The 16,372-nt window shown below is 70.4% G+C and carries 15 protein-coding genes; 4 read left to right on the top strand and 11 right to left on the bottom strand.

The window, feature by feature from the left end:
- Positions 1-18: 18 nt before the first annotated feature.
- Positions 19-1,152, bottom strand: a complete 1,134-nt coding sequence (locus tag MK177_02565) for a nitronate monooxygenase family protein (protein ID MCH2426200.1) — start codon at positions 1,150-1,152, stop codon at positions 19-21.
- 43 nt (positions 1,153-1,195) lie between these two features.
- Positions 1,196-2,680: a hypothetical protein gene (locus MK177_02560; GenBank protein ID MCH2426199.1), complete on the bottom strand. Its 1,485-nt coding sequence runs from the start codon at positions 2,678-2,680 to the stop codon at positions 1,196-1,198.
- A 147-nt stretch (positions 2,681-2,827) separates the two neighbouring features.
- On the opposite strand from MK177_02560, the gene MK177_02555 reads away from it, so the two are divergent.
- Both MK177_02555 and MK177_02550 read left to right on the top strand, forming a co-directional pair.
- Positions 2,828-3,808, top strand: coding sequence for an SDR family NAD(P)-dependent oxidoreductase (locus MK177_02555; protein ID MCH2426198.1), 981 nt, complete (start codon positions 2,828-2,830; stop codon positions 3,806-3,808).
- 85 nt (positions 3,809-3,893) lie between these two features.
- The gene (locus tag MK177_02550) at positions 3,894-4,559 is read left to right on the top strand and encodes a metal-dependent transcriptional regulator (GenBank protein MCH2426197.1); all 666 of its coding nucleotides are present in this window, start codon (positions 3,894-3,896) and stop codon (positions 4,557-4,559) included.
- 43 nt (positions 4,560-4,602) lie between these two features.
- Here the strand turns inward: MK177_02550 and MK177_02545 are convergent, their stop codons facing one another.
- The 3 genes from MK177_02545 to MK177_02535 form a co-directional block, all read right to left on the bottom strand.
- Positions 4,603-6,276, bottom strand: a complete 1,674-nt coding sequence (locus MK177_02545; protein MCH2426196.1) for an iron ABC transporter permease — start codon at positions 6,274-6,276, stop codon at positions 4,603-4,605.
- A gap of 37 nt (positions 6,277-6,313) precedes the next feature.
- Positions 6,314-7,327 (bottom strand): extracellular solute-binding protein, encoded by a 1,014-nt coding sequence (locus MK177_02540; protein ID MCH2426195.1) that lies wholly within the window; start codon positions 7,325-7,327, stop codon positions 6,314-6,316.
- Between the two features lie 120 nt (positions 7,328-7,447).
- Complete coding sequence (locus MK177_02535) at positions 7,448-8,497, bottom strand: ABC transporter ATP-binding protein (protein ID MCH2426194.1); 1,050 nt, start codon at positions 8,495-8,497, stop codon at positions 7,448-7,450.
- A gap of 109 nt (positions 8,498-8,606) precedes the next feature.
- On the opposite strand from MK177_02535, the gene MK177_02530 reads away from it, so the two are divergent.
- On the top strand, positions 8,607-9,371 hold the full coding sequence (locus tag MK177_02530; protein MCH2426193.1) for an ABC transporter permease: 765 nt from the start codon (positions 8,607-8,609) through the stop codon (positions 9,369-9,371).
- A 10-nt stretch (positions 9,372-9,381) separates the two neighbouring features.
- Here the strand turns inward: MK177_02530 and MK177_02525 are convergent, their stop codons facing one another.
- The 5 genes from MK177_02525 to MK177_02505 all read right to left on the bottom strand — a co-directional run bounded on the left by MK177_02525 (position 9,382) and on the right by MK177_02505 (position 14,113).
- Complete coding sequence (locus tag MK177_02525) at positions 9,382-9,975, bottom strand: Maf family protein (GenBank protein MCH2426192.1); 594 nt, start codon at positions 9,973-9,975, stop codon at positions 9,382-9,384.
- A gap of 88 nt (positions 9,976-10,063) precedes the next feature.
- Positions 10,064-11,266 carry a tRNA dihydrouridine synthase DusB gene (gene dusB / locus MK177_02520; GenBank protein MCH2426191.1) on the bottom strand — a complete coding sequence of 401 codons (1,203 nt, stop codon included), beginning with the start codon at positions 11,264-11,266 and terminating at the stop codon, positions 10,064-10,066.
- Between the two features lie 43 nt (positions 11,267-11,309).
- On the bottom strand, positions 11,310-12,176 hold the full coding sequence (locus MK177_02515; protein MCH2426190.1) for a formylglycine-generating enzyme family protein: 867 nt from the start codon (positions 12,174-12,176) through the stop codon (positions 11,310-11,312).
- Between the two features lie 60 nt (positions 12,177-12,236).
- Positions 12,237-12,953, bottom strand: coding sequence for an alpha/beta hydrolase (locus MK177_02510; protein MCH2426189.1), 717 nt, complete (start codon positions 12,951-12,953; stop codon positions 12,237-12,239).
- Entirely contained in the window at positions 12,950-14,113 is a 1,164-nt protein-coding gene (locus tag MK177_02505; GenBank protein MCH2426188.1) for an alpha/beta fold hydrolase, read from the bottom strand. The genes MK177_02510 and MK177_02505 overlap by 4 nt, the downstream gene beginning before the upstream one ends.
- 120 nt (positions 14,114-14,233) lie before the next feature.
- Between MK177_02505 and MK177_02500 the strand changes: the two genes are divergently transcribed.
- The gene (locus tag MK177_02500) at positions 14,234-15,052 is read left to right on the top strand and encodes an SDR family oxidoreductase (GenBank protein ID MCH2426187.1); all 819 of its coding nucleotides are present in this window, start codon (positions 14,234-14,236) and stop codon (positions 15,050-15,052) included.
- A 15-nt stretch (positions 15,053-15,067) separates the two neighbouring features.
- On the opposite strand, the gene MK177_02495 is transcribed toward MK177_02500, so the two are convergent.
- A complete protein-coding gene (locus tag MK177_02495; protein MCH2426186.1) occupies positions 15,068-16,105 on the bottom strand; it encodes an LLM class F420-dependent oxidoreductase in 1,038 nt (345 codons plus the stop codon).
- Positions 16,106-16,372 lie beyond the last annotated feature (267 nt).

The following is a 16,372-nucleotide window of genomic DNA, read 5'->3' as shown; positions in this document are numbered from 1 at the left end:
ACGGTCGGTTCCCGCCGCTCAGACCTCGAGCTGTGCGGCTACCGCCTGGGCGGCGTCGATGAACTCCTCGACCATGTCGATCACCACCTGGCCTGCGCCCTTCGAGCGGTTCATGTCGCCGACTATCTGGCCCACGAAGTAGGTGGCGAGGTCCTCGGCGCCAGATCCATCGTGGTGTGCGGCCCGGTTGATGCGGTCCAGGGCGGCGCTGGTCAGCATGGGTTGCAGCGGCATTCCTAGCGGCGCCGGGGTGTCGTCGCGGTCCCATTCCTCGGTCCAGGCGGTGCGCAGCATGCGAGCCGGCTTGCCGGTTATCGACCGCGAGCGGAGCGTGTCGCCTGAGCCGGCGGCCAGCATCTTGGCCTTGACCACCGGATGGGTCTCGGCCTCCTCGGTGGTGAGCCACACCGAGCCGCACCACACGCCGGCTGCTCCCAACGCCATTGCGGCCGCCATCTGCCGGCCCCGACCGATGCCACCGGCGCCCAGCACCGGTACCGGGTCCACGGCGTCGACCACCTCGGGCAGCAGGACCATGGAGCCAATCTGGCCCGTGTGGCCGCCACCCTCGGTGCCCTGGGCGATGATGATGTCGGCACCGGCGGCCACGTGGCGCTCGGCGTGGACCTTCGTGCCGGCCAGGGCGGCCACCCTGATTCCGGCCTCGTGGCAGCGGTCGATCATCTCGCGCGGTGGCGGGCCGAGGGCGTTGGCCACCAGCGCCGGCCTGTGGGCCAGGGCTATGTCGAGCTGCCGGATTGCCCTGTTGGCCGAGAACGGGGCGTCGCCCGGCTGTTCGGCCCAACCACCGGCGGCGTCAGGGTTCTCGGGCACGTCGTAGCGCTCCAACAGCTCGTCCAGGAACTCCCTGTGGGCGCCAGGGATGGTTGCCAGCAGGTCTGCAACCTGGAGGCCACCCTCTTCGGAGCCGGCGTACCGGGCGGGGATGATCAGGTCCACGCCGTACGGCCGGTCCCCGATCTCGTCCTCGATCCAGGCCAGGTCGGTCTCGAGGGCTGCGTCGCCGTGTCCAACGGCACCGAGCACTCCGAGGCCGCCGGCCCTGGACACGGCGGCTACCACGTCGCGGCAGTGGGTGAATGCCACGATCGGGAACTCGATGTCGAACATTTCGGTGATCGGCGTCTGCATGGGCTTTCTCCGGGTCAGAGGGACTTGTATCAGAAGAGTCGACTCAGATGGCTATGAGACCGTCGGGGTCCAGTTCTGCCGTTCGGCCGACGAACTCCTCGTCGACCATGGCATCGAGGGTGGCACGCTCGGTGCTGCCACCCCACACCCGGGAGCCTGCGGCGGTCAGCAGGGCGACCAGGGCACGGGTGGGTACGCCCTCGCGGTCATGCGAGACCGAATAGCCGTCGATTGTGGCCCTGCCTGCGAAGTCGGGATCCGGGTTCCGGCTGGGCGAAGCAGCCACGTCGACGCGGGGCTGTCCGGTCCGATAGCCCTGGGCAGGTGGCTCTGTGCCGTACAGGCCGAAGGCGTGCTTGCCGAGGTAGCCGCCGTTGCCGTAGACGAGACCGGTCCCCGGTCGGTCGCGGAGCCGGTCGACCATGGCAGCGATGGCCTGGCCCACGTAGTTGCTGTGGGGGCCTCCGGCGAAGGTGAGGCCCCCGGTTACGGTGAGTGGCCGGTCCGACGGGCGGTCGATGTCCAGGCCCAGCTCCAGGGCGCAGACCTGCACTGAGGCGGGGAAGCAGGCGTAGAGGTCCAGGTGGTCCACGTCGTCGATGCCCGTCCCGGCAGTTTCCAGCGCTTGGCTGCCAGCGGCCCTGGCTCCGGGCGACCGGTGGAGGTCCCGGCGGGCTCCCGGTGATGCCTCGTCGTCGGCCCTGGTCCCGACCAGGGGGAACACCCATCGGTCCCGGAGCACGCCGAGGGACGCTGCCCTGGCTGCCGAGACGATCAGCACGGCGGAAGCCTGGTCGACGCTGTTGTTGGCCATCATCGCCTTCGTGTACGGCGCGGCGACCATCCGGTTGTCCTCCGACGGCGTAGCGATCTGGGCTGCGGTCATCGGCCTACGTACCGCGGCGTGGGGGTTGTCCACGGCCACTGCGTTGAACCCTGCCCAGAGGGCCCCTATCCGGCATCGGTGGTCGGCCACCGACTCGCCGCGGGCGTGGCGGATCGCAGTCTCGATCAACGGGTAGACCACCCCGGGCTCCACCACGCCGCGCCCCGCCTCGTGGTCGGTGGCCATGTCCAGGGTGCCCTCGTAGCGCTCGGCGGGGTCCAGGTCGGGATCGGCGTCGCGCCTCACCTCGACGCCCAGGCGCCGCGCCCTTCGTCGGGACCGGAACGCCTCGCCGCCCACCATGGCGGCGGCCTCGATCCGGCCTGTGGCGATGAGGGTGGCCAGGTGGTCCAGCAGGCGCTGGGGGGACGTGCCGGAGAGGCCGGTCAGGAGCGTTCCGGCATCTCCGGCCCCGACCGCCGTCGCCACCTGTCGGCCGGGGTCGGAATACCGCCAGATGCCCCCGACCGCACCCACGAGGTCGAGTCCGGCGAGGGCGGCCGGCGCTCCGGCATCGATGGCCGCACTGCGCAGGGCATCGGCCATCATCTCGACGGGTGTGCGGGCCAACTCCGGATCGTCCACCCGATCGGTGACCTGGGCGACGCCGATGATCACCGGAGTGCGTGGGTCGATGCTCACCGGACCATCATCGTCCCCACGGTGGCGACCGACCGCACCGGGTCGCCTATCGTCTCGCCGCAAGGTGGCCGACGGCACATCGCGCCCGGTGGGGATCAGCCTGCGTTGTCGACTGGCGATTACTAGAGACGATGACCGGAGGCGGCGATGGGCGACTGGGACCGGGATACCACGACGGACCAGGTGCTGGCAGGCCTCGACCTGTCCGGTCGTCGGATGGTGGTCACCGGTGCATCCGGTGGGCTCGGCGAGGAGACGGCGCGTGCGCTCGCCGCCGCCGGTGCGTCGGTGGTCATGGCGGCGCGGAACCCGGCGAAGAATGAGGAGGCGGCCGGTCGCATCCGGGATCGACACCCCTCTGCCGACCTGGAGCTCCGGGAGCTGGACCTTGGCTCGCTGGCCGCCGTGAGGGACTTTGCCGGGGGATTCCTGGCCGACCACGACGGCCTCCACGTGCTCGTCAACAACGCCGGGATCATGTGCACCCCGTTCGGTACCACGGCCGACGGCTTCGAGCAGCAGTTCGGCGTCAACCACCTCGGCCACTTCCTGCTGACCGGCCTACTGCTACCTGCCCTTACCACCGCGGCCCCGTCGAGGGTGGTTTGCCTTTCGTCCGGGGCCCACGGGATCTGTGGCGTCGACCTCGACGACCTGATGTTCGAGCGCCGTGACTACGAGGGTTGGGCTGCATACGGCCAGTCCAAGTCGGCCAACGCCCTGTTCGCACGCGAGTTGGACCGCCGGGTCGGTGGAGGTGGCGTGCGGGCCCTCGCCGTCCACCCGGGCGTGATCATGACCGAGTTGAGCAGGCACCTGGACGAGGTGGCCTACGAACGCCTCAAGGAGCGCCGCCGGGCCCAGATATCGGCCGCTGTGGACACGTCGGGGATGACCCCCAAGGCGGTGGAGGCCGGCGCGGCCACCAGCGTGTGGGCGGCTACCGCTCCCGAACTGGACGCCCACGGCGGTGCCTACCTGGGCGACTGCCAGCTGGGGGTACCCGAGGGCGAGCCCGGTACCGGTCCGGGTGGTCGCGGGATCTCACCGTGGATCCTCGACGACGACACGGCGGCCGCGTTGTGGTCTGCCAGCGAGGACCTGGTCGGGCTGTCCTGGGGCGGCTGATGCCGACTGGACCCTGGGCTGATGCCGGTCCTGCACCTGCCAGTCGCCCGGATCCGGCGGCGGGGACGGGGCGTAGACTCGGGACGTGCCGTACGAGACGCCGGAGTACCACCCGGCCTTCGAGGAGTACTGCGAGACGATCTTCGAGCTCGCCGAGGACGACCTGGACGTCATACAGGCCCGGATCGCCGAGCGCCTCGAGGTGAGCCGACCGGCGGTGTCCGAGATGGTCAAGCGCCTCGAGAAGGAGGGCCTGGTCACCAGCGACGACCATGTGATCCTCCTCACCGAGGATGGGCGGGAGTTGGCCACCTCGGTGGTGCGACGACATCGGCTGGCCGAGCGGTTCCTGACCGACGTCCTGGGCCTCTCCTGGACCGAGGCGCACCACGAGGCCGGCAAGTGGGAGCACGTCATCTCGCCTGCCGTGGAGTCGGCGCTGGATCGCCTGCTGGGCCAGCCGACCACCTGCCCGCACGGCAACCCGATTCCCGGGAGCTCCTACCGTGAGCCCGACACCCGACAGTTGGCCGACATCGGGGTGGGGGAGTCGTTCACGGTGAGTCGGATCCCCGAGGAGTTGGAGTTCGCCGAGGGGCTGCTGGAGTTCCTGGAGGTCTCCAGCCTCATGCCGGGCGAGCAGGGTGCAGTCACCGCTTCGGCCGATGGCGCCGTAACCGTCGAGATCGGCGGTTGCCGGGTTGAGGTGGAGCAGTACGTGGCCGACCGGATCCTCGTCACCACACGCTGACCGCCCGGCCTGCCGGCCGTTCGGGAGTACGGCACTGGGGGCGTCAGCGCAGGTGCTCGCTGTGGCGCACCACCAGCAGCCAGGTGAGGGCCGCACTGATGCCCAGCAGCACCAGGGCGAGGATCGCAGTCTCCGGTAGGAACAGAGCCTCGTAGGTGTTCCAGATCTGGGTGGCCAGCGTCTGGAACCCTATGGGTGAGGCCAGCAGGGTGGCCGGCAGCTCCTTCATGGTGGAGAGCATCACGAGGCCCGCTCCGGCAGCCAGGCCGGGAGCCATCAGCGGGAGGTCCACGGTGGTCAGGCGTCGAAGGCGGCCGGCGCCCAGGAGGCGGGCGGCGTCGTCCATGCGTAGCGGAACGGTTCCGACGGCAACCTGCGCGGTACGCATGGCCTGGGCCCCGAAGTGGACGACGTAGGCGAAGACCAGCACGGGCATGGAGCCGATGAGGAACTCGAACGGCGAGGCGTGCATCGTCCAGAAGACCAGCGAGAGCGCAACCACCAGGCCCGGGATGGCGAACCCGGCCACCACGACGGCGTTGACCACCTCGCCCAGCCTGCTGCGGTGACGGGCCAGCAGGTAGGCCACGGGGAGCACCACGGCGACCGCCACCATGGCGGTCACCACGCTGATCCAGACCGTGTTCCAGGTGGGGCCCAGGACGTCGTTCCAATCGAGGCGGAGCGGAGCGCCGTCGCGACGGGCCCGCAGGAGGCCGAACAGTCCCCAGTCGGCCAGCGACACCGCCGGTGCGACGAGGGCCACACCGACCACCGAGGTCGTGGCGGCCAGGGCCGGCGCGGTCCAGCCTCTCAGCGGCACGACGAGGGCCCGTCGTTCGCCCACCACGTCCAGCCGCGCTCCCCGTCGTTGGCCGGCCCGGGCCACGGTGCGTTCGGCGGCCACCACCAGCAGCGCCAGAACCAGGAGCACGAGGGCCAAGGCGAACGACCGGTCCCGGTCGAACAGCCGGGTCCGGAAGATCGTCTGGGTGAGCGTCTCGAACCGCATGAGGTGCACGGCACCGAAGTCCGAGACCGTGTACAGGAACACCAGCAGCGATCCGGCGGCGATCGATGACCAGACCTGGGGGAGCACGACACGGGCGAAGACCCGCCCCGGTCCGTCGCCGAGCAGGCGTGCGTTCTCCTCGAAGGCTCCCCGCAGCGCGGTCAGGCGTGCGGCAACCGGGAGGTACACGTACGGGTAGGTGAACAGGGTGAGCACCAGCCACGCCCCGGTCAGCCCGTGGAGTCGGATGGAGAGGTCGATCCCCAGCCCGCCGGCCAGGTCGTCGACGATCCCACCCGGTGTCAGCCCGGAGATGAACGCGGCTGCCCCCACGAAGCTCGGGTAGACGAGCGGGAGCGGTACGACGATGCGCCAGAAGCGACGCAGCGGAATGTCGGTCCGGGTGGTCAGCCACGCCAGGCCGGTGCCGAGCACCGCGGAGGAGGCCGAGACGAGGACGGCCAGCTGGATGGTGCGCCACAGGGGTTCGAGGGTCCGGCGCGAGGCCAGCAGGGCGATCGGCGAGGCCGAGCCGCCGATGACCCGCCAGACCACGTAGCCGCCGGGTAGGGCGAAGAGCGCAGCGACCGCGAGTGCCGCCGCGGTGAGGGTTCTGGGGGGCCGCCGTACGCCCACCCGGCGTTGGACGGCCCCCGTCCGTGGAGCATCGGTGGCGGCCATCGTCACGACGGGCCGGACCGCCATCGGTCCCGTCGACGGCTGGCCACCGTGGCTCCGGCGGTCATTGGTCGAGGATGCCGCTGGCCTCGATGATCTCGATGGTCCGGGTGAATTCGGCGGCCACGTCGTCGATGTCCACGGCACCCACCCGGTCGGCCGGAGCTGGCGGGAGGACGTCGGCCGGGGCGACGCCGAGGGCAAGCGGGTACTCGTACACCTTGTTGGTCAGGTAGGCCTGTTGCTCATCGCTCAGGAGGTGGGCCAGGAGTCGGTTGGCGGCGTCCTTCTCGTCGCTCTGGCTGAGCACCGCCGCCGTTGCGATGATCATGAGGCCGCCGTCGTCGCGCGGGGCGAAGCCGTGGTTGGCCGAGCGCTGGGAGCCACCGTTGGCCGCCACCTTCTGGAAGTTGTAGTAGTGGTTCACGAGGCCGAACTGGATCTCGTTGCGGCCCACGGCTTCCACGATGGCGCCGTTCTTCGGGTAGAAGCGGGAGCCGTTGGCCACCATGGCGTCCAGCCATTCGATCGCCACGTCGTCGCCGTTGCGCAGCCGGAACAAGGTGAACCAGTCCTGGAACGAGGAGTTGGAGCCCGGTACGGCCACCCGGCCGGCGTACTCGGAACTGGTCAGGTCGAATACCGAGTCGGGTAGGTCGGCGGCGTCCACCTTGTCGATGTTGTAGACGAGGACCCGGCCCCGGCCGGCGAAGCCGACCCAGGTGCCGTCAGGCGAGCGGTCGCCGTCGGCCACCCGTTCCAGAACGTGGTCGGCGACGACCGAGAGCATGCCGAGGTCGTCCAGGTAGCCGGCCGGGCCGGGGCTTCGCGAGAGGAACACGTCTGCGGGTGTCTTGTCGCCCTCCTCGGCCAGCAGCAGGGCCAGGTCGTTGGACGAGCCGTAGCGCACCTTCAGGCGGATGTCAGTCTCCGCGGTGAAGGCATCCAGGATCGGACCGACCAACTTCTCGCTGCGGCCGGAGTAGACGACCAGCGACTCGGGGTCGCCGTCTCCACAGGCCGTGGCCGATGCACCGAGGCCGAGGGTGAGGAGGATGACCGTCGCCGTGGCGGCCATCCGTTGGGACAGTCGTCGGAGGCTGCGTTCGTTCATGAGGAGGGGTTAGCCATCTTGGCATGTAGGTGTAAGGGTGCCCTAACAGAGCGTGAAGGGAACCTAACAACTACAGGTCGGCGATCAAACCCCGAGGGCCACGGCACCGGGGCCGACATATGTCACACCGACCGCGTCGCCGCGCTGGTGGGCCAGGTCGGACCCGGTCCTGACTCGTATAGAGGTGCCATCCTGGAGGCGGACCAGGACCATCGCATCGTGGCCGTAGTACTCGACCAGCTCGACGATTCCGTCCTCGCCGTCGGCCACCCGTATGTCCTCGGGGCGCAGGAGCAGCTCGGCTGGTCCGTCCACGCCCTCGGCCACCGGCACGTCGCCCACCGCCGTGCGACACGTTCCGATCGCCTTGGCCACCGGAATCAGGTTGGCGTCACCGACGAAGGTCGCCACCCAGCGGTCGACCGGATGGCGGTAGAGCTCGTCAGGTGTCCCGACCTGGGCCAGGCGTCCGTCGTTCAGGACGGCCACCCGGTCGCCCAGTACGAAGGCCTCCTCCTGGTCGTGCGTGACGAACACCGTGGTCACCCCCAACTCCAGGAGCAGGTGGTGGATCTCGCTCCTGACCTGGACCCGGAGCGAGGTGTCGAGGCTGGAGAAGGGTTCGTCCAGGAGCAGGACGCCGGGCCGTGGAGCCAGTGCCCGGGCCAGCGCCACGCGCTGCTGCTGGCCGCCCGAGAGCGAGCCGGGCATGCGGTCGACCATGCCGGCCAGCCCGACCAGCTCCAGGGTGTCGGCCACCCGTGTGGAACGGCGTTCGGCACGGGGCAGGCCGTAGGCCACGTTCTGGCCCACGTCGAGGTGGGGGAACAGGGCGCCGTCCTGGAAGACCATGCCGATGCGGCGCTTCTCCGGTGGCACGAACGTGGTGCCGTCACTGAGCACCCGGTCACCGAGGCGCACCGTGCCGGTCTGCTGGCGCTCGAGGCCGGCGATGGTGCGCAGCAACGTGGTCTTGCCACACCCGCTGGGTCCGAGCAGGGCTACCACCTCGCCGGCGGCCACCTCCAGCGACACAAGAGTGAGGACGGGTGGACCGTCGTAGGCGACCGACAGGTCCGACACCTCGAGCCCCTCGGCCGTCGCCCGGGGCACATGGGTGCGCCTGTTCAGCATGCCTAACAGGATATGGGTCGCCGCGGCACTCCCCAAGGCCGGGGTTGTGGGCACCTGGAGGTGGATGCACCGCCCGGTGGTTGCTGGCTACGGTGCGACGGTGACCGACATGGACATCGGCTGGTGGGGGCTGGTCGCCTCGCTCGTCCCGGTGGCCGTGGCGGCGGGCGTCTCGGTGGTACGCCACCTAGGGCTGGAGCGGGCGCTGCTCGTGGCTACGGTCCGCGCCATCGCGCAGCTGGTGCTGGCCGGCTGGGCCCTGACCCTGCTGCTGGACGAGGGAACATCGATCCTCTGGGCCTGGGCCTGGGTGGTCGCCATGGTCCCGATGGCCGGCGACGCAGCCCGTCGTCGCGAGCCCCGACTCCGGGGCCTCGGCCTGATGACGACCGGGGGCGCCGCACTGGGCCTGTCGGTCTCGCTGGCCACCGTATTCGCCTTCGGGATTCTTCCGCTGGAGGCACGGGTGCTTGTACCGGTCTCCGGCATGGTTGTCGGCAACTCGTTGAAGGTCGTGGTGGTGGCAGCTACCCGCCTGGTGGACGGCATCCGGGACCGGGCCGGCGAGGTCGAGGCCATGCTCGCCCTTGGCTTCGGACCGGGTCGAGCCGTGCGCGACGTGACCTCCGACGCCCTGCGGCTGGCACTGCGGCCCCAGATCGAGATCACCCGGTCGGCCGGCGTGGTGTTCCTGCCCGGGGCCCTGACCGGCCTGATCCTGGCCGGGGTGGACCCACTCCAGGCGGCGCTGATCCAGGTGGCCATCCTGTTCCTCATCCTGGGGACGGCGGCGGTGACCGCGCTGGTGGTGGTGTTGCTGGGTGTCCGGACGTTTCTCAGCGACGACCGACGGCTGGTCCCGCCAGTCGGCTGAGGTCCCCCGATCAGCCCCCGGGTAGACGTCGCCATGCACCGTCGGCGGGACCGACGGTGGCCAGGAGCTCCAGCACGGTGGTGACCGGCAGGCCGATGACGTTGTCCCGGCTTCCCACCAGCTCCACCACGAAGTCCTCTCCTCCACCCTGGAGCCCGTAGCCGCCGGCCTTGTCGAGCGGCTCTCCCGTGGCCACGTAGTCGGCCACCTCCTTGTCGGAGAGCTCCCGCCAGGTCACCTCGGTACGTACCGTCGTCGATGCCCGACCGGTCGGCCCAGCCACCGCCACGCCGCTCAGCACCTCGTGGGTCCGGCCCGATAGGCGCTTCAGCATGGCGGTGGCGCGGTCCGGCGTGCCCGGCTTGCCGAGCGCCTCACCGTCCAACACCACCACGGTGTCGGCTGCCACCACCCACTCCCCAGCACCGGCCACGGAGTCCCGTTTGGCGCAGGCCAGCCGCTCCACCATGGCCGCCACGTCCTCGCCGGGGAGGCGGGTCTCTTGGACGTCGGGGACACGCACCTCGGGGTCGAGGTCCACCCGGCGGAGCAGGTCGAGTCGGCGGGGCGAGGCCGACGCCAGGATCAGGTGGTCCGGGAGCATCTCTCAAGTAGCCGTGGCGAGGCCGACGACGGGATCAGGTGGTCGGGGAGCATCGGCAGGGTCGGCAGGGCAGACAGGGTCGCCGGGCTCAGCCCCCGGAGACCAGGACCTCGGCGGATGCTGGCGGCGGCGTGGCGTCCAGCGGATCGTCCAGCCAGCCTTCGGGCAGGACCACCGGCCTCGGACCGCTGCGGTGGCTCCGGGGAATGCGCAGCGACCCGGGATCTAGCGTCATGTCGGGATCCACCTCGTCCAGCAGGGCGGCCAGCAGGCGGTCCAGGTGGTCGACGTCGGCGATCGTCTGGAGGTCCCGGCGGGCCGCCGGACCGGTGGCGTAGCCCTTCAGGTACCACGCGGTGTGCTTCCGGAAGTCCCTGATGCCGTGCGGTCCGGCCCAGTCCACCAGCAGCCGGGCGTGGCGGGACATGGCGACCGTGACGTCACGGAGCCTCGGGGGATCTCCCGGTTCCCCGCCGCCGACCGAGGGCTCGTCGCCGAACACGTCGGCCAGGTCGCCGAAGAGCCACGGGCGGCCGAGGCAGCCACGCCCGACCACCACACCGTCGCAGCCGGTGGCCCGCATGAGGCGTAGTGCGTCCCACGGCTCCCAGACGTCGCCGTTGCCGAACACCGGGATGGTGGCCACCGCCGCCTTCAGGTCGGCCACCGCCGACCAGTCGGCCTCGCCCGAGTACAACTGTTCGGCCGTGCGGGCGTGGAGCGACACCGCGGCGGCCCCCACCGCCTCGGCGATTCGTCCCGCCTCCAGGAAGGTGAGGTGGTCGTCGTCGGTGCCCTTGCGGAACTTGACGGTTACCGGCACGTCTCCGGAGAACTCCACGGCGGCCCGCACGATGTCCTCGAACAGCCGTGGCTTCAGCGGGATGGCCGCCCCGCCACCCCTGCGGGTCACCTTCGGCATCGGGCATCCGAAGTTCATGTCGATGTGGTCGACCCGTCCCTCGTCGACCAGCAGGTCAACGGCCCGTCCGATGCTCTCCGGCTCGGTGCCGTACAGCTGGATGCTGCGGGGCGATTCGTCGGGACCGAAGTGGGCGAGGCGCGTCGTCTTGATGTGACCGTCGAGCAGGCCCCGTGCCGTAACCATCTCGCTGACGTAGAGGCCTGCTCCGAACTCCCGGCAGAGGGTGCGGAACGGTGCGTTGGTGACACCGGCCATCGGAGCCAGGACGACCGGGGGCCATACATCCAGTGGTCCGATCCGGGGTACGGCGAACTCGCCGGGGGAGGCCGGCGGGACGTGCTGGTTCACCGCGCTGCGCAGGCCCATGGACCCAATGCTACGGGTGGACCGCCGCGAGGCCGGTCAACGTTCAACGGGCGAGACGGAACCCCTGGTGTCCGGTGGTGCTGTCCGGGGGAGTGAACGACCGGGCGGCCAGCCGATAGCGGTGGCAGTAGCTGTCGTGGCAGAGGTACGAACCACCCTTGACCACCCGGTCCACGCCGATCGGCGGACCGGTCGGATCGATGTGCGGAGCGGTGGCCGGGGCGCCGTGATCGGTTTCGAACCAGTCGGACGTCCACTCCCAGACGTTGCCAGAGCAGTTGTATAGGCCGTAGCCGTTGGGTGCGAAGGCGTCGACCGGGCAGGTGCCTGCCCAGCCGTCCTCGGCTGTGTCCGCGGTGGGGAAGCTCCCGGTGAAGATGTTGAACCGGTGGTCGTCGGGACCGTCGGGTCGGTTCTCGTCTCCCCACGGCAGGCGTTTCTGGTCGAGGCCGCCCCTGGCTGCGTACTCCCACTCGGCCTCGGTGGGCAGGCGACCACCGGCCCAGGAGGAAAACGCCGCCGCGTCGGTCGACGACACGTGGACCACCGGATGGTCGCTTCGGTCGGCGAGGTCGCTGTGTGGGCCTTCGGGATGGCGCCAGTCGGCACCGAATACCTGGCGCCACCACTCGGCGCCCACCACGCCCCGGGTGGCCTCGAACTCGTCGGGCAGCTGCCCGGCGAAGACGAACGACCAGCCCTCGCGCTCGGCGGTGGTTACGTGCCCGGTGGCCTCCACGAAGGCGGAGAACTGTGTCGTGGCCACCGCTGTGGCCGAGATGGCGAACGCCGACAGGACCACGGCCCGGACCGGCCCCTCCCCGTCGGCTGGGTACCCGCCCTCGTCGTTGCCCATGCGGAACCCACCGCCTGGCAACTCGACCATCCGGGCCAGCGGATCGGCTCTCATCCGGTGCCAGCCGGGAGGGGTTCGGTGGTCATGTAGCGGTCGCCGAGTCGGAGCTCGTCGTCATCGACCGTGCAGTCCGGCCATGAAACGCCTTACGGCCGCCGCGCACTCGCCGGGGGCCTTCACGTGCACCATGTGGCCCATGTCCGGGACGACGACGGTCTCTCGCACGTCCAGGTCGCGCTCGAAGAGGGCGGCCGACGCCGCGAAACGGGTGTCACGCTCGCCGAGCAGCACGAGGACCGGAACGCTGACCTCGGCCAGGTGGTCGATGACGTGGGCGTCGTGGTGCATCGAGATCTCCTCGGCTCCCGGTGGCAGGTCAATCCCCGCAGCGGCCTCCCGGACCGATTCGTTCCACTGCTCGCGGGCGTCCACCTTGCGGAAGCCAGGGCCGGTGGCCACGAGCACCAGGCCGGCCACCTCTTCCGGGTGGTCGACGGCGTGGGCCAGCGACAGGAAGCCGCCCAGGCTGTGGCCCATCAGCACGGCCGGGCGACCCGCCCGGTCCAGCACGGCGGCCAGGTCGCCCAGGGCGTGGGCCCGGGTATAGCAGCCGGGGGGTGGGGCTCCGCTGGCCCCGTGGCCCCGAAGGTCCCACGTGGTGATCAGGTGGTCGCTGCACAGGTCGTCAACCATCGGCGTCCAGACGCTCCGGTCGTTGGCCCATCCCGTGGTGGCGACGATCGGAGGCCAGGTCGTGTGGGTTGCCGGACCCCTGGTCTCGGACGCGATCGAGACGGACCCGGCACCGACCAGCATCGTCGCCGGGCTCATCGAAGGCCCCGGAAGAACTCGCGCACGTCGGCCACCAGGGCCTCGGGGCGCTCCATGGCGGCGAAGTGTCCGCCCCGGTTGTGTTCACGCCAGAACGTCACGTTGTGGGTTGCCTCCACCCAGCGCCGGCGGGACATGAAGAGCTCGGCCGGGAATGCCGACACCCCCAGCGGCACCTCCGGATCCTCGGCCAGCACCTCGCCGCGGGCCAGGGCCTTCATCGTCTCGAAGTACATGCGGGTCGAGGAGTTGATGGTGCCCGTGAACCAGTAGGTGCTGACGTTGGCCAGGACCTGGTCACGGTCGACCACGTCCAGCGGGTTGCCGTCGTGATCGACCCAGCCGTGGAACTTCTCGCCGATCCACGACAGCAGGCCGGCCGGAGAGTCGTTCAGCCCGGTGCCGAGCGTCTGGGGTCGGGTCTCCTGGATGCGGAAGTACCCGTTGTCCTCGGCCATGTACCAGGTGCCCCGGTCCATGAGCCGCTGTTCGGTCACTGTGACGTCGTCGAAGTCGTCGTCGTGGCCCGGGGGCCCGCCGGCGAACATGTTGACGTGGCAGCCGACCACCCGGTCGGGTGCGGCGGCCGCCACCTGCCGGGAGACCATGGATCCCCAGTCACCGCCCTGCACGCCGTAGCGGTCGTAGCCCAGGCGGTCCGCCAACTCGACGAACGCCATGGCGGTCCGTCCAACGCCCCAGCCCCGCTCGGTGGTCGGACCGGACCAGCCGTAGCCGGGAAGCGACGGGGCGATGACGTGGAAGGCGTCAGCCGGATCGCCGCCGTGGGCGGCCGGATCGGCGAGCGGCCCGATCACCCCGAGGAACTCCACCACCGAGCCGGGCCAGCCGTGGCTGATGAGCAGCGGTAGCGCATCGGGCTCCGGGGACCGCTGGTGGATGGCATGGATGCGCTGACCGTCGATGGTGGTGACGACCTGGTCCATCGAGTTGAGTCGCGCCTCGGCGGCCCGCCAGTCGAAGCCGTCGGCCCAGTACGAGGCCAGGTCCCTCAGCCAAGCCAGGTCGCATCCGTAGTCCCAGCCGGTGCCCGGGAGCTGGTCGGGCCACCGGGTGTCGGCGAGGCGCCGGCGCAGGTCGGCGATCTGGGCGTCGGACACCGAGATGGTGAACGGCTCGACGTGCGGAGTCTGGGCCACTGCTGCTCCTGGGTTCGGGGTCTCCGTCGGAGATGCGGACCGACCGTACCCGTGGCCGGTGCGCCGTCAGGAAGCCGGAGCCCATCTGGAAGCCTGTCGCTACCGGGCTACGGTCGTCCCATGGAGTTCAAAGGTGCGCGGATACTGGTGACGGGTGGATCGCGGGGGATCGGGGCGGCGCTGGCGCGGGCGTATGCGGCCGAGGGCGCCGAGGTCGTCGTCGCCGCCCGGTCGGTGGTCGACCTGCAGGCGGTGGCCGACGAGGTGGGAGGCCACGCTGTGGTGGTCGACCTATCCGACCCGGCGGCCGTGGAGGGCCTGGTACCGGGAGTGGAGGCCGACCTCGGGCCGATCGACGTGCTGGTCAACAACGCCGGCGTCGAGACCACCGACATGGCGGCGGTCATAAGTCCGGCCGACGTACGTGCGGCCACTCGGGTGAACCTCGAGGCGCCCATGGTCCTGACCCGCTACGTGCTGCCCGGGATGCTGGAACGGGGCAGCGGCCACATCGTCTACCTGTCGTCGATCGCCGGCACGTCGGGCTTTCCGTCGATGGCCACCTACTGCGCCACCAAGGCGGGCATCAACAACTTCGTGGCCTCCCTGCGCATGGAACTCAAGGGTTCACCGATCCGGACGACGCTCGTGGCCCCCGGCCCGGTGGACACCCGCATGTGGGACGCCGTCGAGAACTCGTCGGCCAGCACAGGGCGGGTGGTCGACAGGTTCAACCTGCTGCGGCTCATACCCATGGTCGACCCGGACCGCCTCGCCCGACGGGTGGTCCGGGCCACGGCACGGCGGACCCGCCACGTACGGACGCCCCGCCGCCTATCGGTCAACTTCATGCTCGGCGAGGCGCCGCAGCGGATGACCGAGGGGCTCCTGGCCGGCGTGCGCCTGGACCCGACCGACACACGGCCCGACGGACCCTGAGCAACCCCGGACGGGTCAGGCGTGCTCGGCCAGCTCCCGCAGTCGACCCAGCACCGTGGCGGGCTCGCCGCCCACCGGGGTCACGTTCAGTGAGGTCACGCCGGCGTCGGAATAGGCGGCCAGCCGGTCGACCACGTAGGCCTCGTCACCACACAGGGTCGTGTTCGTGATGAGCTCGTCGGGTAGCAGCCCGGCGGCCTCGTCCTTGCGGCCATCCAGGTAGGCGTCCTGAACGGCGGTCGCCTCGTCGGCGAAGCCGTAGTCCCGGCAGACGTCGTTGTAGAAGTTCTTCCCTCGGGCGCCCATGCCGCCTATGTAGAGGGCGGCCATCGGCCTGGCGAGCTCGCGGTACTGGGCTGCATCATCGCCGATGGCCACGAGGCCGCCGGCCACCACGTCGAGCTCGCCGAGGGTGTCGTCCCGTCGGGCCAGGCCGGCCCTGACGGCGTCGCCCCACACCTGGTCCATCCGTTCCGGGTAGACGAGGAACGGAAGCCAGCCCTCGCAGGTGGCGGCGGTCTCCTCGACGCTCCTCGGCCCCAGGGCGGCGATGTAGATCGGGATGTCGGACCGCTTCAGGTGGTTGATGATCTTCAGCGGCTTTCCCAGCCCGGTGCCCTGGTCGGACGGCAGGGGCAGGGTGAACACGTCGCCGTCGTGCACCAGGCGTTCACGGCGCCAGGCGGCCCGACAGATCTGGATGATCTCCTTCATGCGCGTCACCGGCCTGGCGTACGGCACGCCGTGGAAGCCCTCTATGACCTGGGGCCCCGAGGCCCCGAGGCCCAGCACGAACCGACCGCCGGACAGGGCATCCAAGCCGGCCGCGGTCTGGGCCAGAAGTGCCGGCGTACGGGAAAAGGTGTTGAGGATGCCGCTGGCCAACTCGACGGTGGACGTGCTGGCGGCCAGGTAGCCCAGCAGGCTCACGGCATCGAAGCCGTAGGCCTCGGGGATCCAGATGCGGTCGACGCCGGCCGCCTCCAGCTCCCGTGCCTGGGTGGCGGCGGTCTGGGGGTCGGTGGCGTAGTTGAGGGAGGTGGATATGCGCATATGGCGATCCTCGCATTCCGGGGCCCCTAGACCGCAGCCGGACGGGCCGTCCTGTCCCAGCCGGTGAGTCCAGCCGGACGCGCCTCCGGGTCAGTCCTTCGGAAACCAGGATGAACCACCGGCGCGGGTGCCTGATATCGGTCTGCTGGGCGGTCATCTGATCTCCTGGAATCTCTTTCGACGCCGAATCTCCGTGCCTCCGGAGGCTTGTCGGACGGGCTCCCGTGGACCGGCACCGGTGGATCCGATCCCGAGGTCACCCGTCAC

The organism is Acidimicrobiales bacterium (genome assembly GCA_022452145.1).
Classification (GTDB): Bacteria; Actinomycetota; Acidimicrobiia; order Acidimicrobiales; family MedAcidi-G1; genus UBA9410.
The sequence above is the reverse complement of the archived record's forward strand: the minus strand, read 5'-3'. Positions and strand labels throughout refer to the sequence as shown.